General features: G+C 37.6%; 12 protein-coding genes. 7 read left to right on the top strand and 5 right to left on the bottom strand.

Annotated elements, in window-relative coordinates; genetic code table 11:
• Positions 1-57: 57 nt before the first annotated feature.
• Complete coding sequence (locus tag C7H19_RS20545; RefSeq protein WP_245927679.1) at positions 58-1014, top strand: AAA family ATPase; 957 nt, start codon at positions 58-60, stop codon at positions 1012-1014.
• Between the two features lie 8 nt (positions 1015-1022).
• Here C7H19_RS20545 and C7H19_RS20540 read toward each other — a convergent pair whose 3' ends face one another.
• The gene (locus C7H19_RS20540; protein WP_106458786.1) at positions 1023-1475 is read right to left on the bottom strand and encodes a hypothetical protein; all 453 of its coding nucleotides are present in this window, start codon (positions 1473-1475) and stop codon (positions 1023-1025) included.
• 260 nt (positions 1476-1735) lie between these two features.
• Between C7H19_RS20540 and C7H19_RS20535 the strand changes: the two genes are divergently transcribed.
• Positions 1736-2176 carry an Hsp20/alpha crystallin family protein gene (locus tag C7H19_RS20535; RefSeq protein WP_106458785.1) on the top strand — a complete coding sequence of 147 codons (441 nt, stop codon included), beginning with the start codon at positions 1736-1738 and terminating at the stop codon, positions 2174-2176.
• 144 nt (positions 2177-2320) lie between these two features.
• Here C7H19_RS20535 and C7H19_RS20530 read toward each other — a convergent pair whose 3' ends face one another.
• The gene (locus tag C7H19_RS20530) at positions 2321-3043 is read right to left on the bottom strand and encodes a phycoerythrobilin:ferredoxin oxidoreductase (RefSeq protein ID WP_106458818.1); all 723 of its coding nucleotides are present in this window, start codon (positions 3041-3043) and stop codon (positions 2321-2323) included.
• Between the two features lie 175 nt (positions 3044-3218).
• Here C7H19_RS20530 and C7H19_RS20525 point away from each other — a divergent pair, with 175 nt between their 5' ends.
• The 4 genes from C7H19_RS20525 (at position 3219) to C7H19_RS20510 (ending at position 8060) form a co-directional block, all read left to right on the top strand.
• Positions 3219-4643, top strand: a complete 1425-nt coding sequence (locus C7H19_RS20525; protein WP_106458784.1) for an NADP-dependent isocitrate dehydrogenase — start codon at positions 3219-3221, stop codon at positions 4641-4643.
• Positions 4644-4977: 334 nt separating this feature from the next.
• Positions 4978-6702 (top strand): Mu transposase C-terminal domain-containing protein, encoded by a 1725-nt coding sequence (locus tag C7H19_RS20520; RefSeq protein WP_245927677.1) that lies wholly within the window; start codon positions 4978-4980, stop codon positions 6700-6702.
• Positions 6703-6705: 3 nt separating this feature from the next.
• Complete coding sequence (locus tag C7H19_RS20515; RefSeq protein WP_106458783.1) at positions 6706-7536, top strand: TniB family NTP-binding protein; 831 nt, start codon at positions 6706-6708, stop codon at positions 7534-7536.
• Entirely contained in the window at positions 7533-8060 is a 528-nt protein-coding gene (locus C7H19_RS20510) for a TniQ family protein (protein WP_106458782.1), read from the top strand. The genes C7H19_RS20515 and C7H19_RS20510 overlap by 4 nt, the downstream gene beginning before the upstream one ends.
• On the opposite strand, the gene C7H19_RS20505 is transcribed toward C7H19_RS20510, so the two are convergent.
• The 3 genes from C7H19_RS20505 to C7H19_RS20495 all read right to left on the bottom strand — a co-directional run bounded on the left by C7H19_RS20505 (position 8053) and on the right by C7H19_RS20495 (position 14683).
• Positions 8053-9912, bottom strand: a complete 1860-nt coding sequence (locus C7H19_RS20505) for an RNA-binding domain-containing protein (RefSeq protein WP_106458781.1) — start codon at positions 9910-9912, stop codon at positions 8053-8055. The two genes, C7H19_RS20510 and C7H19_RS20505, sit on opposite strands and share 8 nt — an antisense overlap.
• A 41-nt stretch (positions 9913-9953) precedes the next feature.
• Positions 9954-14129, bottom strand: coding sequence for an AAA domain-containing protein (locus tag C7H19_RS20500; RefSeq protein ID WP_181280693.1), 4176 nt, complete (start codon positions 14127-14129; stop codon positions 9954-9956).
• An 83-nt stretch (positions 14130-14212) separates the two neighbouring features.
• On the bottom strand, positions 14213-14683 hold the full coding sequence (locus C7H19_RS20495) for a MerR family transcriptional regulator (protein ID WP_106458780.1): 471 nt from the start codon (positions 14681-14683) through the stop codon (positions 14213-14215).
• Positions 14684-14786: 103 nt separating this feature from the next.
• Between C7H19_RS20495 and cas12k the strand changes: the two genes are divergently transcribed.
• A complete protein-coding gene (gene cas12k / locus C7H19_RS20490) occupies positions 14787-16673 on the top strand; it encodes a type V CRISPR-associated protein Cas12k (protein ID WP_219907701.1) in 1887 nt (628 codons plus the stop codon).
• Positions 16674-16742: the final 69 nt, after the last annotated feature.

The raw sequence follows: 16742 nt of genomic DNA, 5'->3' as shown, positions 1-16742 counted from the left end.
ACAACGTTAACAATAACGATTTGGAAGACTAGAAGAGTAACAAGAACGGTTATTATTATGCGTGATTACGAAAAGGAATGGCTAGATAAAGAGGTTGAACTACTTAGACTGAAAATGTTACTCGATGAGAAAAAGAAAAAACAACAAGAAACAACGTCTACAACTCCAACACCTCCGCAAAGTGTACAAACCAAACCTGAAACCCTTGATGATGTTCTACAAAAGCTAAATAACCTCATTGGAATGGAGAATATCAAAGAAGAGGTTAATACTTTAGTTAATTTTCTCAAAATTCAAAAACTTAGACAAGACAAAGGTTTAACCCCTATTCCTCTAACCCTGCATTCGGTGTTCTGTGGTTCACCTGGGACGGGAAAAACGACGGTTGCAAGATTAATGGGACAAATTTATAAACAGATTGGTATTCTGTCTAAAGGGCATCTTGTAGAAACCGATCGCTCTGGTATGGTTGCGGGTTATATTGGTCATACGGCGAAACAGGTCGATGAACTGGTTAAGTCTGCTTTGGATGGGGTTTTATTTATTGATGAAGCATATACCCTTGAACCCGAAGACGCTTCAGGTAATGATTTTGGACAAGAAGCGATTGATACTTTACTCAAACGTATGGAAGATTACCGCGATCGCTTAGTGGTGATTGTAGCAGGTTATACAGGAGAAATGGAACGCTTTGTCAATTCTAATCCTGGTTTAAGGTCAAGATTTTCTCGTCATTTTTATTTTGAAGATTACGAACCACAAGAATTAATCGCTATGTTTGAGCAACAATGTCAGAAATACGGGTTTCAATTAGAATCTGCGGCTCAAAAGATTTTGCTTGACAAATTTACCGAATTATACTCTAATCGTGATGATAGCTTTGGTAATGGAAGATTAGTTAGAAATATTTTTGAAAGAACCGTTTCTCAACAAGCAAATCGATTAGTTAAAATTCCTAATCTTAGTGTGGAAATGATGAGAACGATTCTTCCTGAAGACATTGATTTTGAATAAAAGTAAGACTACTCGTTAGAATCTCTAACATTAGCACCTCTATACTTTAAATTAGAAGGTGTATCCGCCGTTTGAGAGGGTGTCTCATCCATCAAAACACCGCGATACTTTCTAACTTTCCGTTTATCGGTTATTTCTGTTGGAGTCACTGCGACAGATGAAGGGATAACCTCTGCGGGTTTTTGTCCTTTCATCATGTTTACTTTTGTTTGTACTGTAGCTTGGAACTGTTGTACTTCTAGTGTATTTCCCGTTTCTTTGTTTTTCCAAAAATAACCGATCGTTGAAAAAACGAGAACCAATAGAAGTAACTGGAATTGCCAGGGAGCAATCATTAAACTAAGGAGTAAGCTAATACCTGCTACAGCACCTGTGAGGTATGCTAATTCATCTTGTGATTTACGAGAAATATAGACTGAAATTAAGCCAGTTAGCAAGGGAGCTAAGAATAAAAGACGCATGGGCAAAGTTCTCCATACTATAGATCCTTATCTGTATATACTATGACTTTTCTCCAAAGTTTGCTGATTTGAATACAATTTAAGGCTGTTCGGTTACTAAGATTATAAGTTCGGTTTTCCGACCCAAATAAATTTAGAGGAAAATAGGGTTATTTCTACATTCTTTTTCGCTAAAACCGTATTACTTGACTTTTTTATTTTAATTACTATGTAAATAAGCAATAAATACAGCACGCAGATCAAGATTGGAGAAAAACAAAATGGCTTTAGTACGTTACTCCCCTTTCCGTGAGATGGAAACCCTACAACGCCAAATGAATCGTTTATTTAATGACTTAGTTCCTTCGACTGAATTCAATGGTGAACAATTTGTCCACGCACCTGCTGTAGAAATTTCAGAAAACGAGGAAGCAATTCACGTTAAACTAGAAGTTCCTGGCATGGAAGCAAAAGATTTAGATATCCAAGTCACCAAAGAAGCGGTTTATGTCAGTGGAGAACGTCGTCAAGAAAACACCACTGAAGATAATGGTGTAAAACGCACTGAATTTCGTTACGGTAAATTCCAACGCGTGATCCCTCTAGCGACCAAAATTCAAAACACTGATGTTAAAGCAGACTACAAAGATGGCATTCTGACTTTAACTCTACCCAAAGCTGAAGAAGAAAAAAATAAAATCGTGAAAGTCAATCTTGGCTAATTGATTTTGTTCTGTAGTAGTTAGATAAGATTAACCCCAAGGGATAAAAAAGTCTCTTGGGGTTTTCCAATTCACCCTCATTCCTAAACCCACTAACTGCCTTTTTATAGTTCCCTCTCTTTTTAGGAGAGGGTTAGGGTGAGGTTATTTTAAATCAAACAAAAATCCGTGAATATATTCTTCTGTCCATTCCGAACCATACAAACGCGTAAACATCCCTCTAGCGGGATCTTTTTCGGCGCGGTATCCAATATAGCGTAGATGGGCTTCTCTAATTTCAGCTAATTTCCCTTCATCGGTTACGGGTTCGGCTTGTTCGACAAACTTGAGATAAGCTTGTAAATATTCTTTAAACACATCAAAGACTTTTGTTTCGACGAGTTCTGTTTCTTGGGGACGAGTCCATAAAAAAGCTGGTGAAAAGAACTGTTTAGCTTCATCCGGAAAATCACCACCCCAGGGTAAAACCTCTTGATAGGATTGAAAAATCGGTAAGACAGGATCAGAATATTTTTTTTGATATTCCTCATTGTGGAACAACGGCTGCATATCTAGGGCGATTAAATGCCCTCCAGGGAGCGTTACTAAATCACCACCAAAAAAGGGTAAATCGTAATTTAACCGAGGAAAAATGACAAAATTCAGCACTTGTAGCGCATTTCCACCTTGGACGTGTGCCGCCCGAATTTGTCGCAGTTTTGGCGATTGAAAACCATAACTCGTGGTAGTGACGGTTTCTTGTCGTTTTCCTTTTCCTGTAATATTTTCTTTGTATTCAAACCCTGAAGGGATGGGATAGGGAGATAAATCTAATCGATCTTGTAACAATGCGATCGCATAATCGAGAAAAGGTTGATATAAGGTCATTAGTCGTATTGGAGTGAGCATTCATCCATGAGCATAAAAAACTCAAAGAGCGATCGTCTCATTTTTCGACAACATCTTAATATTTTGTAAACTCGTGGTTTTGGTAGTAAAATTAGCTTTCTTCTGTGAGATAAAACCTATCATTTATTAAGACATCGAGTATTAATTTAAGCTTATGTACGAAAAACTGACACCCCCGACGACTGGATCAACGATAACATTCTCTGAAGGTAAACCAATTGTCCCCAATGATCCCATTATTCCCTTTATTCGGGGCGATGGAACAGGGGTCGATATTTGGCCAGCTACTGAAAAAGTCATTGATGCTGCGGTAGAAAAAGCTTATGGGGGAACGCGCAAAATCAATTGGTTTAAAATTTATGCGGGTGATGAAGCTTGCGAAGTTTATGGAACCTATCAATACTTACCCGAAGATACTCTAACTGCGATTAAAGAATATGGAGTCGCTATTAAGGGTCCCTTAACCACTCCCATTGGTGGTGGTATTCGTTCGCTTAACGTTGCTTTACGACAAATCTTTGATCTGTATGCTTGTGTACGTCCCTGTCGTTATTATGCCGGAACGCCATCACCCCACAAAAGCCCAGAAAAACTAGATGTCATCGTTTATCGAGAAAATACAGAGGATATTTATTTAGGTATTGAATGGAAACAAGGGACAGAAATCGTTGATAAATTAATTCATTATTTGAATACTGATTTAATTCCCGCAACACCCGAACACAAAAATAAACAAATTCCGCTAGATTCAGGAATAGGCATCAAACCCATTAGTAAAACGGGATCACAACGTCTTGTCCGTCGGGCGATCGAACAAGCTTTAAAATTACCTAAAAATAAACAAATGGTAACTCTTGTTCATAAAGGAAACATCATGAAATATACTGAGGGTGCTTTCCGTGATTGGGGTTATGAGTTAGCGACGAGTGAATTTAGAGATGTTTGCGTGACTGAACAAGAATCATGGATTTTGGATAATAAAGATCGTAATCCAGATTTAAGTATCGAAGACAATGCCCGCATGATTGAACCAGGATACGACGCGCTAACCGCAGAAAAGAAAGAAAAAGTTACTCAAATTGTGCAAAAAGTTCTCGATGAGATCGGGGAAACACACGGAAACGGACAATGGAAAGATAAGATTATGGTTAACGATCGCATTGCTGATAGTATCTTCCAACAAATTCAAACTCGCCCCGATGAATATTCTATTCTTGCTACGATGAACCTCAACGGGGATTATCTTTCGGATGCTGCTGCTGCTATTGTCGGTGGTTTGGGTATGGGGCCTGGTGCTAATATTGGTGATAGTTGCGCGGTTTTTGAAGCCACACACGGTACAGCCCCGAAACACGCAGGTTTAGACCGAATTAATCCTGGTTCCGTCATCCTATCGGGTGTGATGATGTTGGAGTATATGGGATGGCAAGAAGCAGCAGATTTGATTAAAAAAGGGATTAGTACCGCGATCGTCAATCGTGAGGTAACATACGATTTAGCGCGTTTAATGGAACCTCCCGTCGAAAAACCCTTAAAATGTTCGGAGTTTGCCCAAGCAATTATTAATCATTTCGATTAATTAATCTATCTATTTTCTAGAATTGTAGGGGTTTGGTCGCCAAACCCTTTTTAATAGATTTAGCTTTGTACAGGTACAGTGACACAATAAATGACATGATGACAGATTAGTGTTATTGAGACAAAAGCTTATCATATATAGATTATAGGCATTTAAGCCTAATTTTTACCCTCTACTCTGAGTGACAAGCTAACTGACGCTTTCACAAATACTGACAAATTCAATGTCGCCTTTCCAAAAAAGATCTCAAAAAGCAGTGACAAATTTTGCGTCACTTTTTTTTGATTCTGCTAAGATAACATTATGTGTTTAGGAAAAAGATTTTATTTATGTAATGAATAATTATCATGATGTCCAATCAAATTATCCTTCATCAACTGCGACAAGCGATGATAAGGCAATTGATACAATTCAACAGAACAATACAATCGTATTAAATATACCAGAAGCATCGCGGGCTAAGTTGGAAGTGATACAAACTCTGATCGAACCTTGCGATCGGGCAACTTATGGCGAGCGTTTGAGAGAAGGTGCGACTAAACTAGGTGTGTCCGTTCGGACAGTCCAACGGCTATTTAAACAGTATCAAGAGCAAGGTTTAGCCGCCTTAGTTTCAACCGATAGAGCCGATAAAGGCAAGCACAGAATTAGTGATTTCTGGCAGGATTTTATTATTAAAACCTATAAACAGGGCAATCAGGGGAGTAAAAGGATGACTCCTAAACAAGTTGCCTTGAAAGTGCTTTCCAAAGCCTTGGAAATTAAGGACAAGCAACCACCTACTTATCGAACAGTATTGAGGGTACTTAAACCCATTCAGGAAAAACAACAGAAAGCCAAAAGTATTCGTAGTCCAGGATGGCGAGGCTCAACCCTATCAGTTAAAACTCGCGATGGAGATGATCTTAATATTGATTCCAGTAACCAAGTTTGGCAATGCGATCATACTCGTGCTGATGTTCTGTTAGTCGATCAGCATGGAGAATTAATCGGTCGTCCTTGGTTAACAACGGTTATTGACAGCTATTCCCGTTGTGTTATGGGTATTAATCTGGGTTTTGATGCGCCAAGTTCGCAAGTAGTAGCATTAGCCTTACGTCACGCGATTTTACCAAAACGTTACGGGGAGGAATACAAGCTTAATTGTGAATGGGAAACCTATGGAACACCAGAGTATCTTTACACTGACGGTGGCAAGGATTTTCGCTCTAATCATCTAGCGGAAATAGGAGTACAGTTAGGATTTGTACATAAATTACGCGATCGTCCTAGTGAGGGTGGAATTGTAGAACGTCCTTTTAAAACTCTAAACCAATCCTTATTTTGTAGCCTTCCTGGTTATACAGGCTCAAATGTTCAAGAACGACCTAAAGATGCAGAAAAAGAGGCTTGTCTGACCCTCAAAGATTTAGAACAGCTTATTGTGCGTTTCATTGTCGATCAGTACAACCAAAGTATTGATGCAAGAATGGGTAACCAAACCCGATATCAACGATGGGAAGCAGGGTTAAGGCAGCAACCAGAGCTTATTTCTGAGCGAGAACTAGATATTTGCTTGATGAAGGCAGCACGACGTACTGTGCAGCGAGGAGGATATTTACAGTTTGAGAATGTGATGTATCGGGGAGAGAATTTGGAAAGATATGCAGGAGATACGGTAATTGTGCGATATGACCCCAGAGATATTACGACAATCTGGATATATCGCCAAGAAAAGCATCAAGAGGACTTTTTGGCTCGCGCTCATGCTCAAAATTTGGAAACTGAGCAGTTATCTATCGATGAAGCGAAAGCTAGTGCGAAAAGACTGCGCCATGCAGGAAAAACCATCAGTAATCAATCAATTTTACAGGAGGTCATTGAGCGAGAAGCTTTGGTTGAGAAAAAAAGCCGTAAACAACGGCAAAAAGCAGAACAAGCTTATAAACAAGAACAAAAAACTTCTGTTGTAGAAACGATGGAATCTGTTGAATTAAAAACAGAAATTATAACTCAAACTGAAGTTGATGATATTGAGGTTTGGGATTATGACCAATTGCGTGACGATTATGGGTGGTAAAAAATGACACAAGCAAAAATAATTGCTCAAGAATTAGGAGATTTTAAGCCTGATGAACAGTGGTTACAGGGTGAAATTGCTCGTTTAAACCGTAAAAATATAGTACCACTCGAACACATACGAGATTTGCATGACTGGCTAGACGGTAAGCGGAAAGCAAGACAATCCTGTCGAGTAGTGGGAGAGTCCCGCACTGGGAAAACAGTGGCGTGTGAAGCTTATACGTTGAGAAATAAGCCAAAACAGGAAGGAAAACAAGCTCCTACTGTTCCAGTTGTTTATATTATGCCTCCTGCTAAATGTGGCTCTAAAGATCTTTTTAAAGAAATTATCGAATATTTGAGATACAAAGCTGTAAAAGGGACAGTTTCAGAGTTTCGTTCAAGAGCAATGGAAGTTTTAAAAGGGTGTGAGGTAGAGATGATTATTATTGATGAAGCCGATCGCCTCAAGCCTGATACTTTTCCTGATGTACGCGATATTAATGATAAGTTAGAGATTTCCGTAGTTTTAGTAGGTACTGACCGTTTGGATGCAGTGATTAAGCGAGATGAACAGGTTTATAATCGTTTTCGCGCTCATCGTCGCTTCGGAAAGTTAACAGGACTAGAGTTTAAGAAAACGGTGGCTATTTGGGAGGAAAAAGTCTTAAAGTTGCCTGTTGCCTCTAATTTATCCAGTCCCGATCTGATTAAAATTCTAACTAAGGCAACTGAGGGTTATATTGGTCGGTTAGATGAAATTTTGCGAGAAGCGGCAATTAAGTCTTTATCTACAGGGTCTAAACGCCTTGAAAAATCGGTTTTACAAGAAGTGGCGAGGGAATATTCATGACGACGACGAATGACATTAAGCCTTGGTTGTTTAGGGTTGAACCGATGGAAGGGGAGAGTTTAAGCCATTTTTTGGGAAGAGTAAGGCAACGTAATCATATAAGTGCTAATGCTTTAGGTCAAATGGCAGGAATTGGGGCGATTATTGCAAGATGGGAACGTTTTCATCTCATTCCGTTTCCTTCTGATGCGGATTTAACGGCATTAGGGGAAGTTGTTGGTGTTGATGGTGAAAAGTTACGGTTGATGTTACCGCCACAAGGGGAGGGGATGCAATTTGACCCGATTCGTTTGTGTGGAGCGTGTTACGGTGAGCTACCCTGTCATAAAATTGAATGGCAGTTTAAGTCGGTTTGGATGTGTGAAAGGCATGGGTTAAAATTGTTGTCCAAGTGTCCAAAGTGTGGAAAAAAGTTTAAAATTCCTGCTTTGTGGGAGTTTGGTGAGTGCGCTGCCGAAGGCACACGGTGCGATCGCTGTCGGTTATCTTTTGTGGATATGAAAGATAATCAAAAATCTAGTTAATAGCTTGATCTAATTTAGGTACAGCTTTATAAGCTTGCTGAGGATGGTTAATTTGCTCAGGATATTTTAGTTCTAGTAATCCCTCATCTATCATAGGATTTACATAGTGATTGCGAATGCTGTTTGATTTTCTTCCAAGCAGTTCTGCTAATGTTCGGAGTGTTAGGTAATGTTCGGAGCAGAGTTCGAGAATTACTTGTTTGACTAAATCTTTATTTATGCGACCTTTTTCTCGTATGGGAGCAGCAACTTTAAGTAAATTTCCGTAATGTTCGGAGCTAAGTTCGTAATGTTCGGAGCTAAGTTCGTAATGTTCGGAGCTAAGTTCGTAATGTTCGGAGTTCGGTAACAAAGAAAGTTGCTCTGAATGATTATGACTAGATAGAGTGTAGCGTGTTCCTCGACACCGACCTGATTGGTTTAGCCATCCATTTTTAACTAAATTCCTGAGACGTTCGCTAATATCTCTCGGATGTTCTCGCCTGTAGCGTTGAATATCAAGATTGCTGATTTCTTCAAACTGATGCGCTAATACCAAAATAATTCTGTCAAGTTCGCTTAACTGACAATAAGCATTACCCACGATCCCTTTTAACTCTGCTTCAACATCTTCAGGAATAAAGCTTGTCATAGGTAGAATAACAGAGGTAACTTCTATATCGAGTTTTTCTGAGACTAGCGGAATCAGCCATTGTTGCTCTTTCCAAGCACGAAGGATTTTCCCAAAGCCAGAACCTGCTTTCTCACCTAGTCCGAGCATTTGAAACATTTTTTGTAAGTTTGGGTTCCGAGCATCACTTAAACCCCCTTCATAAAGACGGTGTAAGGGAATTCTAAGGCGGCCAGGGTTAGAAAAGATATAACCGTCTAGTAGTTTTACAATTTGTATAGGTCGTGTTGATTGGTAAGCGGCATGAATTAAGGTATTAACCAAGGCTTCTCTTAAGGCTTCATGAACGTGGGTTTCTCCTTTGCGTACTGCATCTCTATCTAATTGAAAAGGAACATCAAGATCATTTACCAAACGGACATAAACTCTATAATAAAAGTTAAATAAATTGGCTTCCCATTTACCATCAAGAGTTACGCGATATGTCCAGCGTTCCTCTGGATTGTTAGACAGACGTTCTTGATAATCGAGTTGGTAATGAGGAAAGGCATCTAATATACTGCGTTCCCGTCCAAACATAAGCAATCCTGCAACGGTTAATCCCTCATGTCCTGAATGGCGGTCGCAACGCCATCCTCCTAGCTGGTAAAGTAATTTTCGATCATCTAATGCTAACCAAGGATGATCGGGTTCTCGATTGCTGAAGCGTTGACGAAAAGTTTTGAGAGTTTCTGAATCAAGATCGTTGAGGTCGAACTTATCTAATATTTGAAAGTCTTGAGGCTCATCATTGGCATCGCGGAACATTTGCTGCACTTCATCTTTTGAACAGCGATAATCTCCTTCATAGTTCCGTTTATACGTGCCAGTCATGGGGTTATTATTAATATAAACAGGGCGTTGAGTGCGTGTTGATCTGGGAACATGAATAACGAGAAGCTGATGTTGATGAACAGTTTTTACTTCTACATCTGAATTGGAGCAAATAGGCATACTAAGTTTTTGGGGATTGTTGTGATTATCCCAAAACTCTTTTTGTAATGTTTGCGGTTTGCGAATCCCTAAAATACTAAATCTGTCATGCTTTTCACTGATACCCAAAATAATGTAACCGCCATCGGTATTAGCAAAGGCTGAAATGGTTTCCCAAATATCTTTAGGTAATCCTCCATTTGCTAATTTAAACTCGTAATCTTGATCTTCTCCAATATCAATTTGTTGCAGTAGAGCGTCAATTTCCATTTACTTTTCAATGATTATAAAGAATTAAATTTACCAATAAATTATGTAATATCTGGTGTGAAAACCTGTACATTATGTTCGCCAAAAGTATCGACAAAGAGAATCTTTGTGCAATTAGAACGTAAAGCTTTCCAAAGTATTGCTTCTTCATAAGTTTCAAGTTCTGTAGGAATAAAATCTATTAAAGCTTTAGAACAGACCACTATTAAACGTTTTTTAACTCTTGAAAATGCAACATTTGAGCGATTTAGACTAAGAATAAACTCCGCATTTTTACTAATTGCTGATGGACTACTTGCCGTTGCAGAAACAATAACATTATCTTTTTCTCCACCTTGTACTTTTTCAACTGTATCAATTACATCTACCACATTTCCATAATAAGCTGCTAATTCTGTTTTTAGTAGTGATCTTTGAGCGCGATGAGGTGTAAGAATGGCAGTAGAGCGATCAAGATGTTTTCCTCCTGCATCAAGAATCTTTTTGATTATTTCTACTTCAAGTTTATTACTACATTTTGATTCGTGTTCAGAATGGAGTATGAGGTAAAGACCTCCATTTCCTTGCAGAATTTTCTCCCAAGTTCCTATAATTTCATCTTGTTCTATAATTTCATCTCTTTCTTTACCTTGTAATTCAATGTTATCTTTACGATAAAGACGGGCAATCAATTCACGAATAACGGGTGGTAAACGAAAAGTAAAACTTAAAGCGGAACGTAATATTGATTGATCGGATACTTCAATATCTGTGTTTTCTTTAAGATTTTGAATAGCTTGATAAGCACTAACATAAGGTTGATAAAGCAAAACTGGGGGACGATCTTCGTTATCCCAATCATGAGTAATAATGGGAGCCAGTTGGCGATGATCTCCTGCTAACATAATCTCACCGTCATCTGCCACTAATGTAGCCAGAGCTAGAAAGTGAGGAAATACCATCATACTTGCTTCATCAACAATTAAAGTATTTGTTTGGAATCCTTGAGGATAATCGCTTAAAAATCTTTGTTTTGTATTCAACTCATTAACCATTTTTAAAATTGCATTAGTAGTTCCTCCGATAACTAAAACTCTATTTGAGCGCATTTGATTAACTTGAGTAACACAATACTTAGAAGAGAAGAGGGCTATATTTGTATTACTAAAAGCTTCATTATTTCTACAATCAACTCGACTAAGTTGAATTGATGGTAAGTTTAAATTTAAAGTAGTAGCTTGTTGTTTCAAAATTGGTAAAAGGCCTTCTAAACGTAGGAGTAAATTATCTACAGCCATATGAGTATGAGCCGTAATCAAAATAATATCCCCAGAAGTACGACGTGCTAATATTCTTATAAAAGTAGCAATCGCCGTTGTTTCTGTTTTTCCAGTTCCTGGTGGCCCCTGTAAAAGTTGAATTCTTGTTTTTAGTCCGTCTATTACTGCTGCAATCTGCTTATCGTCTAGCGTTTTACTGTTTGGTAGCGGTAAAGTCTGGAGTAGATTGCGGTATTGTTTTAAATCACTATCTGAAATAGGAACTTGTAGAGGGATTTGAGGGTTTTGCGGATTTAACCATTGACAAATGTGATTATTTTGAGCGTTTTGCAATCTCTGATCAACTTTTCCAGCGACAAAATCCGAGGGACTTTCATCAAGAGTGGCATAGTCATATACATCTGCGCCGTTTTGGAAAAAACGACCACGAAGTTGATAGCGATCTGGACTATTTGTCTGTCTAACTGCAAGTTGAATATCTCCATTATCCCAATTAATTGCATCTATAACACAGGTACTTCCACTACCAAAAAGTTGATTAATTGTTTGACCATTATGTGGATTTTCAGAACTATGACTAAGCTTAACGAAAGAACCTACATTAATAGTGCAGTTAGATTGTAAAAATTCAGGAGTAATATTATATCTATCAAGATTAATCTCTGCCGTTAGTCTATTATTACCCTGCGATCTCACGTTCTTCACAGGTATTGTTCGCCCCAAAGAAACACGATAGATAGGCGGTATTAAATGATTAGCAATCCAATCTGTTACCTTAACGTGCTGCTCTAAACGTAAAAAATCAATACCTGCTTGGGCTGCATCATCTACACCTAAATTAAAATCTGGTAAATTTTCAATGGTCAAAAGTTCTTTAGTTATTTCTGAATTCTTAAACCTAATTCCTTCCTCAATCCATCTAATAGCATGAGTACGAGCGCGAAAATACTCTTTTAAATAATTTGGTTTTTGTGCTTGATTGTAGCGTTCAATATAATTTTTTATGTTAGGTTTAAGGTTGGAATTATTAGGGTCTGGAAGTTGTCGCCAATAAGCTCGCCAATAAGCTGCACTTAGAGAATTAAAGTATCTTAGTCTAACTTCAAACTGATGCTTACGGATATTTTGAGATTGTGGTGTCCGCCATTGATTATTCTCATCTATTTCTAAATGGTTTTTAAAATCGAAAACATCTTGAGAAAAGACTTGATCTAAACTAACAACTCTTCCTCCAATTTTTCGTTGCCAATGATAACGCCTCCCAAACCACTTGAGAGAAGTTACAACAGCTAAGTCTCTTCCAGTCCATCCTAAAGCATAGCGGCGATCTACTTCATCAGAAATACAAGAGTAAATAAGTTGTTCTAGACTTTCCCGACACCCTAATAACTCTCTTAAATGACTCAGTAATTGCGAACTAACACGAGAACAACCTTCAATTAATTGAGTCATTTCTTGACGCGACCAAACATAAAAATGAATGGGTGCTTGTTCAGTTTCCGCCACAGAGGCGATCGCATCCACTAATTCCAATAAAAATCCTTGTATTAGCTCTTTTTCGGAACCATTGTCTTCTTTATAATCTACTGTCCATGCTGATGTTTTAAACTTAATTACATCTTCTCCTTCAAGTTCTTTTTCTTGATAAATTCGCCGATCATTTTCATCAACTTTTTCTAAATATTCTTTAAGATTAGGATCTGGTTGCCAATTACCATCTGCATTTTGCTCAAATTTAGGGTCTAATTTCCCTTCACTTTTTGTCACATGAGCAGCTAACGCACCAATTCTATTTTCAACGTAATCATACTCAATAGAAAGATAGACACGAATAAGGCGTTCTCCATTAATTGTATGTTCTGGAAGTTGACTCTCACCTGAATATCTCGGAAGTGCTGTCACTTCATAAGTCTCTGGATCTAAACCTCCATCAGGAAGAGTACGGCTACGAGTTTTGGCTTTTAATTGAAGCAGTTCTAAATTCTCTGTAAAACTTATATCTTGTTGAAGTTTACAGGCTTCATTTCCTATTAAATCAATCTCAGCTAAATCATCAAGATTTTTAATACCTACTTTATTTAATGCTTTAACAATTGATGAATCTATTCCTAGTAATTCTAAACGCCTTTGCCTTGCACTTTCAGCTAAACAATGAACACTCAATGTACAGTCACTACATTTTTGGTCTAATTGATAATTTAAATTAGTTAAATCAGTTTCAATAATATGCTTGAGTACACCATCAGAAGCTGTTAGACGATTAATATCAGCTTCTATCGTATCTAGGTTTAAGGCTTCAGATTTAATAATATCTTGACTTTTATTAGTATTTTCATCAATGCGTACTACAACACATTCGATATTTTCAGGTTTCAGGTCTATAGCATTAATTGTAATTGGGTTGTTTAGTATTAATTTATGTACTAGCATTCGATATAAAGTAACCTGAACTTGATGATAAGTTCTATCTTTCCGAGATGCTTTACACTCAACTAATCGCAGTTTAGGTTGTCCACTTTCCCAAAAAACAATTACAAAATCAATTTGCCCACTAATCTCAAATTCTCCTAGTTTCCCATTGATACCAATTTCTCGTCCATAAGCTTTTTGTCCTACTGACAAATTTTGTAGCTTGTGAAGAAAATTATGGCAATCAGTTGATTTCTCTTTCTCGGACTTCTGATTAATTTGGGTTAAATCTACCAATCCTTCTTTTTGAAGTGAAGCTTCCCATTCATTTTCTCTCTTTCGACCTTCAGCTTCTAATACTGGATCTAAGGAAGTTGAAAAAATTAACTGAGAAAATGGAATATCTTTTTTTGCAAGTTCATAATCTTTATACTTTAACTTGAAACGGCGATCACATGATTGGTAACGAATATATTCAGCAATATCGGTAGCTCTAACTGATAGCATTGTCACTGTTTTTTCTTGATTGTCCGAATTTTGAATTGACATGGTTTTAGGTTTTTAGTATTTTGTTGACAACTGATAAGTAAATTATCTTAATCAAAATTTAGAATTTTAATTACTTCTGTTACTTATCTAAAATACCCAGAAAATTCTTTTTTCTTAAACCTTTCCAAATTTTTCTGTAAATGCTGATGTACTATCTCTCCCGAAAATGGTACTAGGGGTAGAGCATCAGTATTAATTCTTTTAAAAGCCTCTTTTGAGTCAAAATCCTTTAATTCTAAGCTTTTTGGACTCAGGAAAATCATTAAACGCTTCAAATTTTCTAATGAGGCATTCGGATTAAATAACTCAGGTTGCTTCTGTTTCAACATTTCTAGTGATTCCTGCGCCGTCTCGAAACTCAACCCGACCGATAGCAAATACTCCATCACTAGCAACTCTAACAAATTGGACATTGAATAATAGACATTACGCCCCTTCCCACTGGCATTAACCGTTGGTACAATAACTCCTTTCTCTCGCCAGTATTGTAACTGCCGACGAGAGCATCCTGTTATCTGTGATGCTTCTGTACTGGTAAAAAAAGTATCTTCCATATACTTTTGATTATACAAAAGACTTTTTAGAACAGAATTTAATATTCTAAACACATAATGTGTTAATATATTTATTACTGGTTTATGTCTCAAGCAATTTTTTATGAGTCAGATCACGATTCAATGTCTTCTTGTTGCTACGGAAAGCACCCGCAAAACCCTATGGGAGTTAATGGCACAAAAAAACACGCCTTTAGTCAGTGAACTGCTAACTCAAGTGGCGCGACATCCTGATTTTGAGACATGGCGACGAGAAGGTAAGCTAAAAGCAGGAATCATCAACAAACTTTGTGAACCTCTTAGAAAAGATCCCCTTTTTATAGATCAACCTGGACGCTTTTATACATCTGCGATCGCCTTAGTTGATTACATCTTCAAATCTTGGCTTAAACTGCAAAAACGGCTACAGCGTAAACTAGAAAAACAAAATCGCTGGTTAGCCATACTAAAAAGTGATGAGGAATTAGTACAAATAAGCCAATCATCTCTTGAAACTATTCAGCTAAGAGCGACTGAAATCTTATCTTGTCTTACACCAGTTACTCAACATCAATTATCAAATAAGAACAATAAAAAAACTAAGAAATCAGAAAATACTGATAGTGGATTATTTAATCAACTCCACAAGTTGTATGATGAAACAACTGATAATCTAACTCATTGCGCGATCCGCTATCTTCTTAAAAACGGTTGTAGAATTCCTCAAAAACCTGAAAATCCCCAAAAATTTGATCAACGTTGCCGTAAAGTTGAAATTAAAATTGAACGCTTAATTGAACAAATGGATGGTTCAATTCCTACAGGAAGAGATTTAACGGGTAATGCCTGGTTAGAAACATTAGCGATCGCTTCTATTACCATGCCTCAAGATGCAGCAGAAGCCAAATCGTGGCAGGATCAACTTTTAACCCAGTCAAAATCACTTCCCTATCCAGTCGCCTATGAATCAAACGAAGACCTTAAATGGAGTAAAAATAAAAAAGGTCGTTTCTGTGTTCAATTTAATGGGTTAGGCAAACATATCTTTGAAGTTTACTGTGACCAACGCCAACTTAAATGGTTTCAACGCTTTTATGAAGACCAAGAAATCAAACGAAACAGCAAAGAACATTCTAGTGCCTTATTTACTTTACGTTCTGGACGTTTGCTCTGGCAGCAGGAAGGACAAGGGAAAGGAGAACCTTGGAATGTTAATCGTTTAGCTTTACACTGCACCCTTGACACTCAATTTTGGACAGAAGAAGGCACAGCACAAATTCAACAAGAAAAGGTAGCAGAGTTAGTTAAAAATCGACTGAGGATGAAACCTCAGCTTACTTTTGACATCTTTTTCCGTTCTCAGTTGCTAAGAACATATTCTACTCTTTGGTTAATTATTATTTCTTATTGGACTATCACATTTCTAGAAAAAGGAAATTTACCCAAAGCACAAAAAGATTTTCAAACTGCAATCAAACGAACTGAATCTTCATTAGAGAAAATTAATCTATCGTATTCTCGTCCCCACAAACCATTATATGAGGGGAAATCTTATATTCTCGTCGGTGTGGCAATGGGATTAGAACATCCTGCAACTGTTGCCGTTATCAATGGTACAACTGGACAAGCGATCGTTTATCGTAGTGTCAAACAACTTCTTGGTCAAGATTATCCACTCTTAAACCGTCAACGAAAACAGAAACAGCAGAGTTCTCACCAACGGCACAAAGCCCAAAAAAGCTCTGCTGATAATCGTTTTGGTGAATCAGAATTAGGTCAATATATTGATCGCTTATTAGCCAAAGCCATCATTACTCTTGCTCAAACCTATCAAGCAGGAAGCATTGTTGTTCCTAAGCTTAAAGATATGCGAGAGCTTATTCAAGCTGAAATTCAAGCCAAAGCCGAGCAAAAAATTCCAGGTTATATAGAAGGACAGGAAAAATATGCCAAACAATACCGAATGAATATTCATCAATGGAGTTACGGCAGATTAATTGAGAATAAGTAACAATGCATAATTAATTGTATATTTGTGGTAAGCTTTTAGTGGCTCTAGTTGTTGCTAGTAGGTAAAAAT

Origin of the sequence: Aphanothece hegewaldii CCALA 016 (genome assembly GCF_003007785.1) — a bacterium.
GTDB classification, from domain to species: Bacteria; Cyanobacteriota; Cyanobacteriia; order Cyanobacteriales; family Microcystaceae; genus Chroococcus; species Chroococcus hegewaldii.
This window is presented reverse-complemented; position numbering and strand designations above follow the sequence as displayed.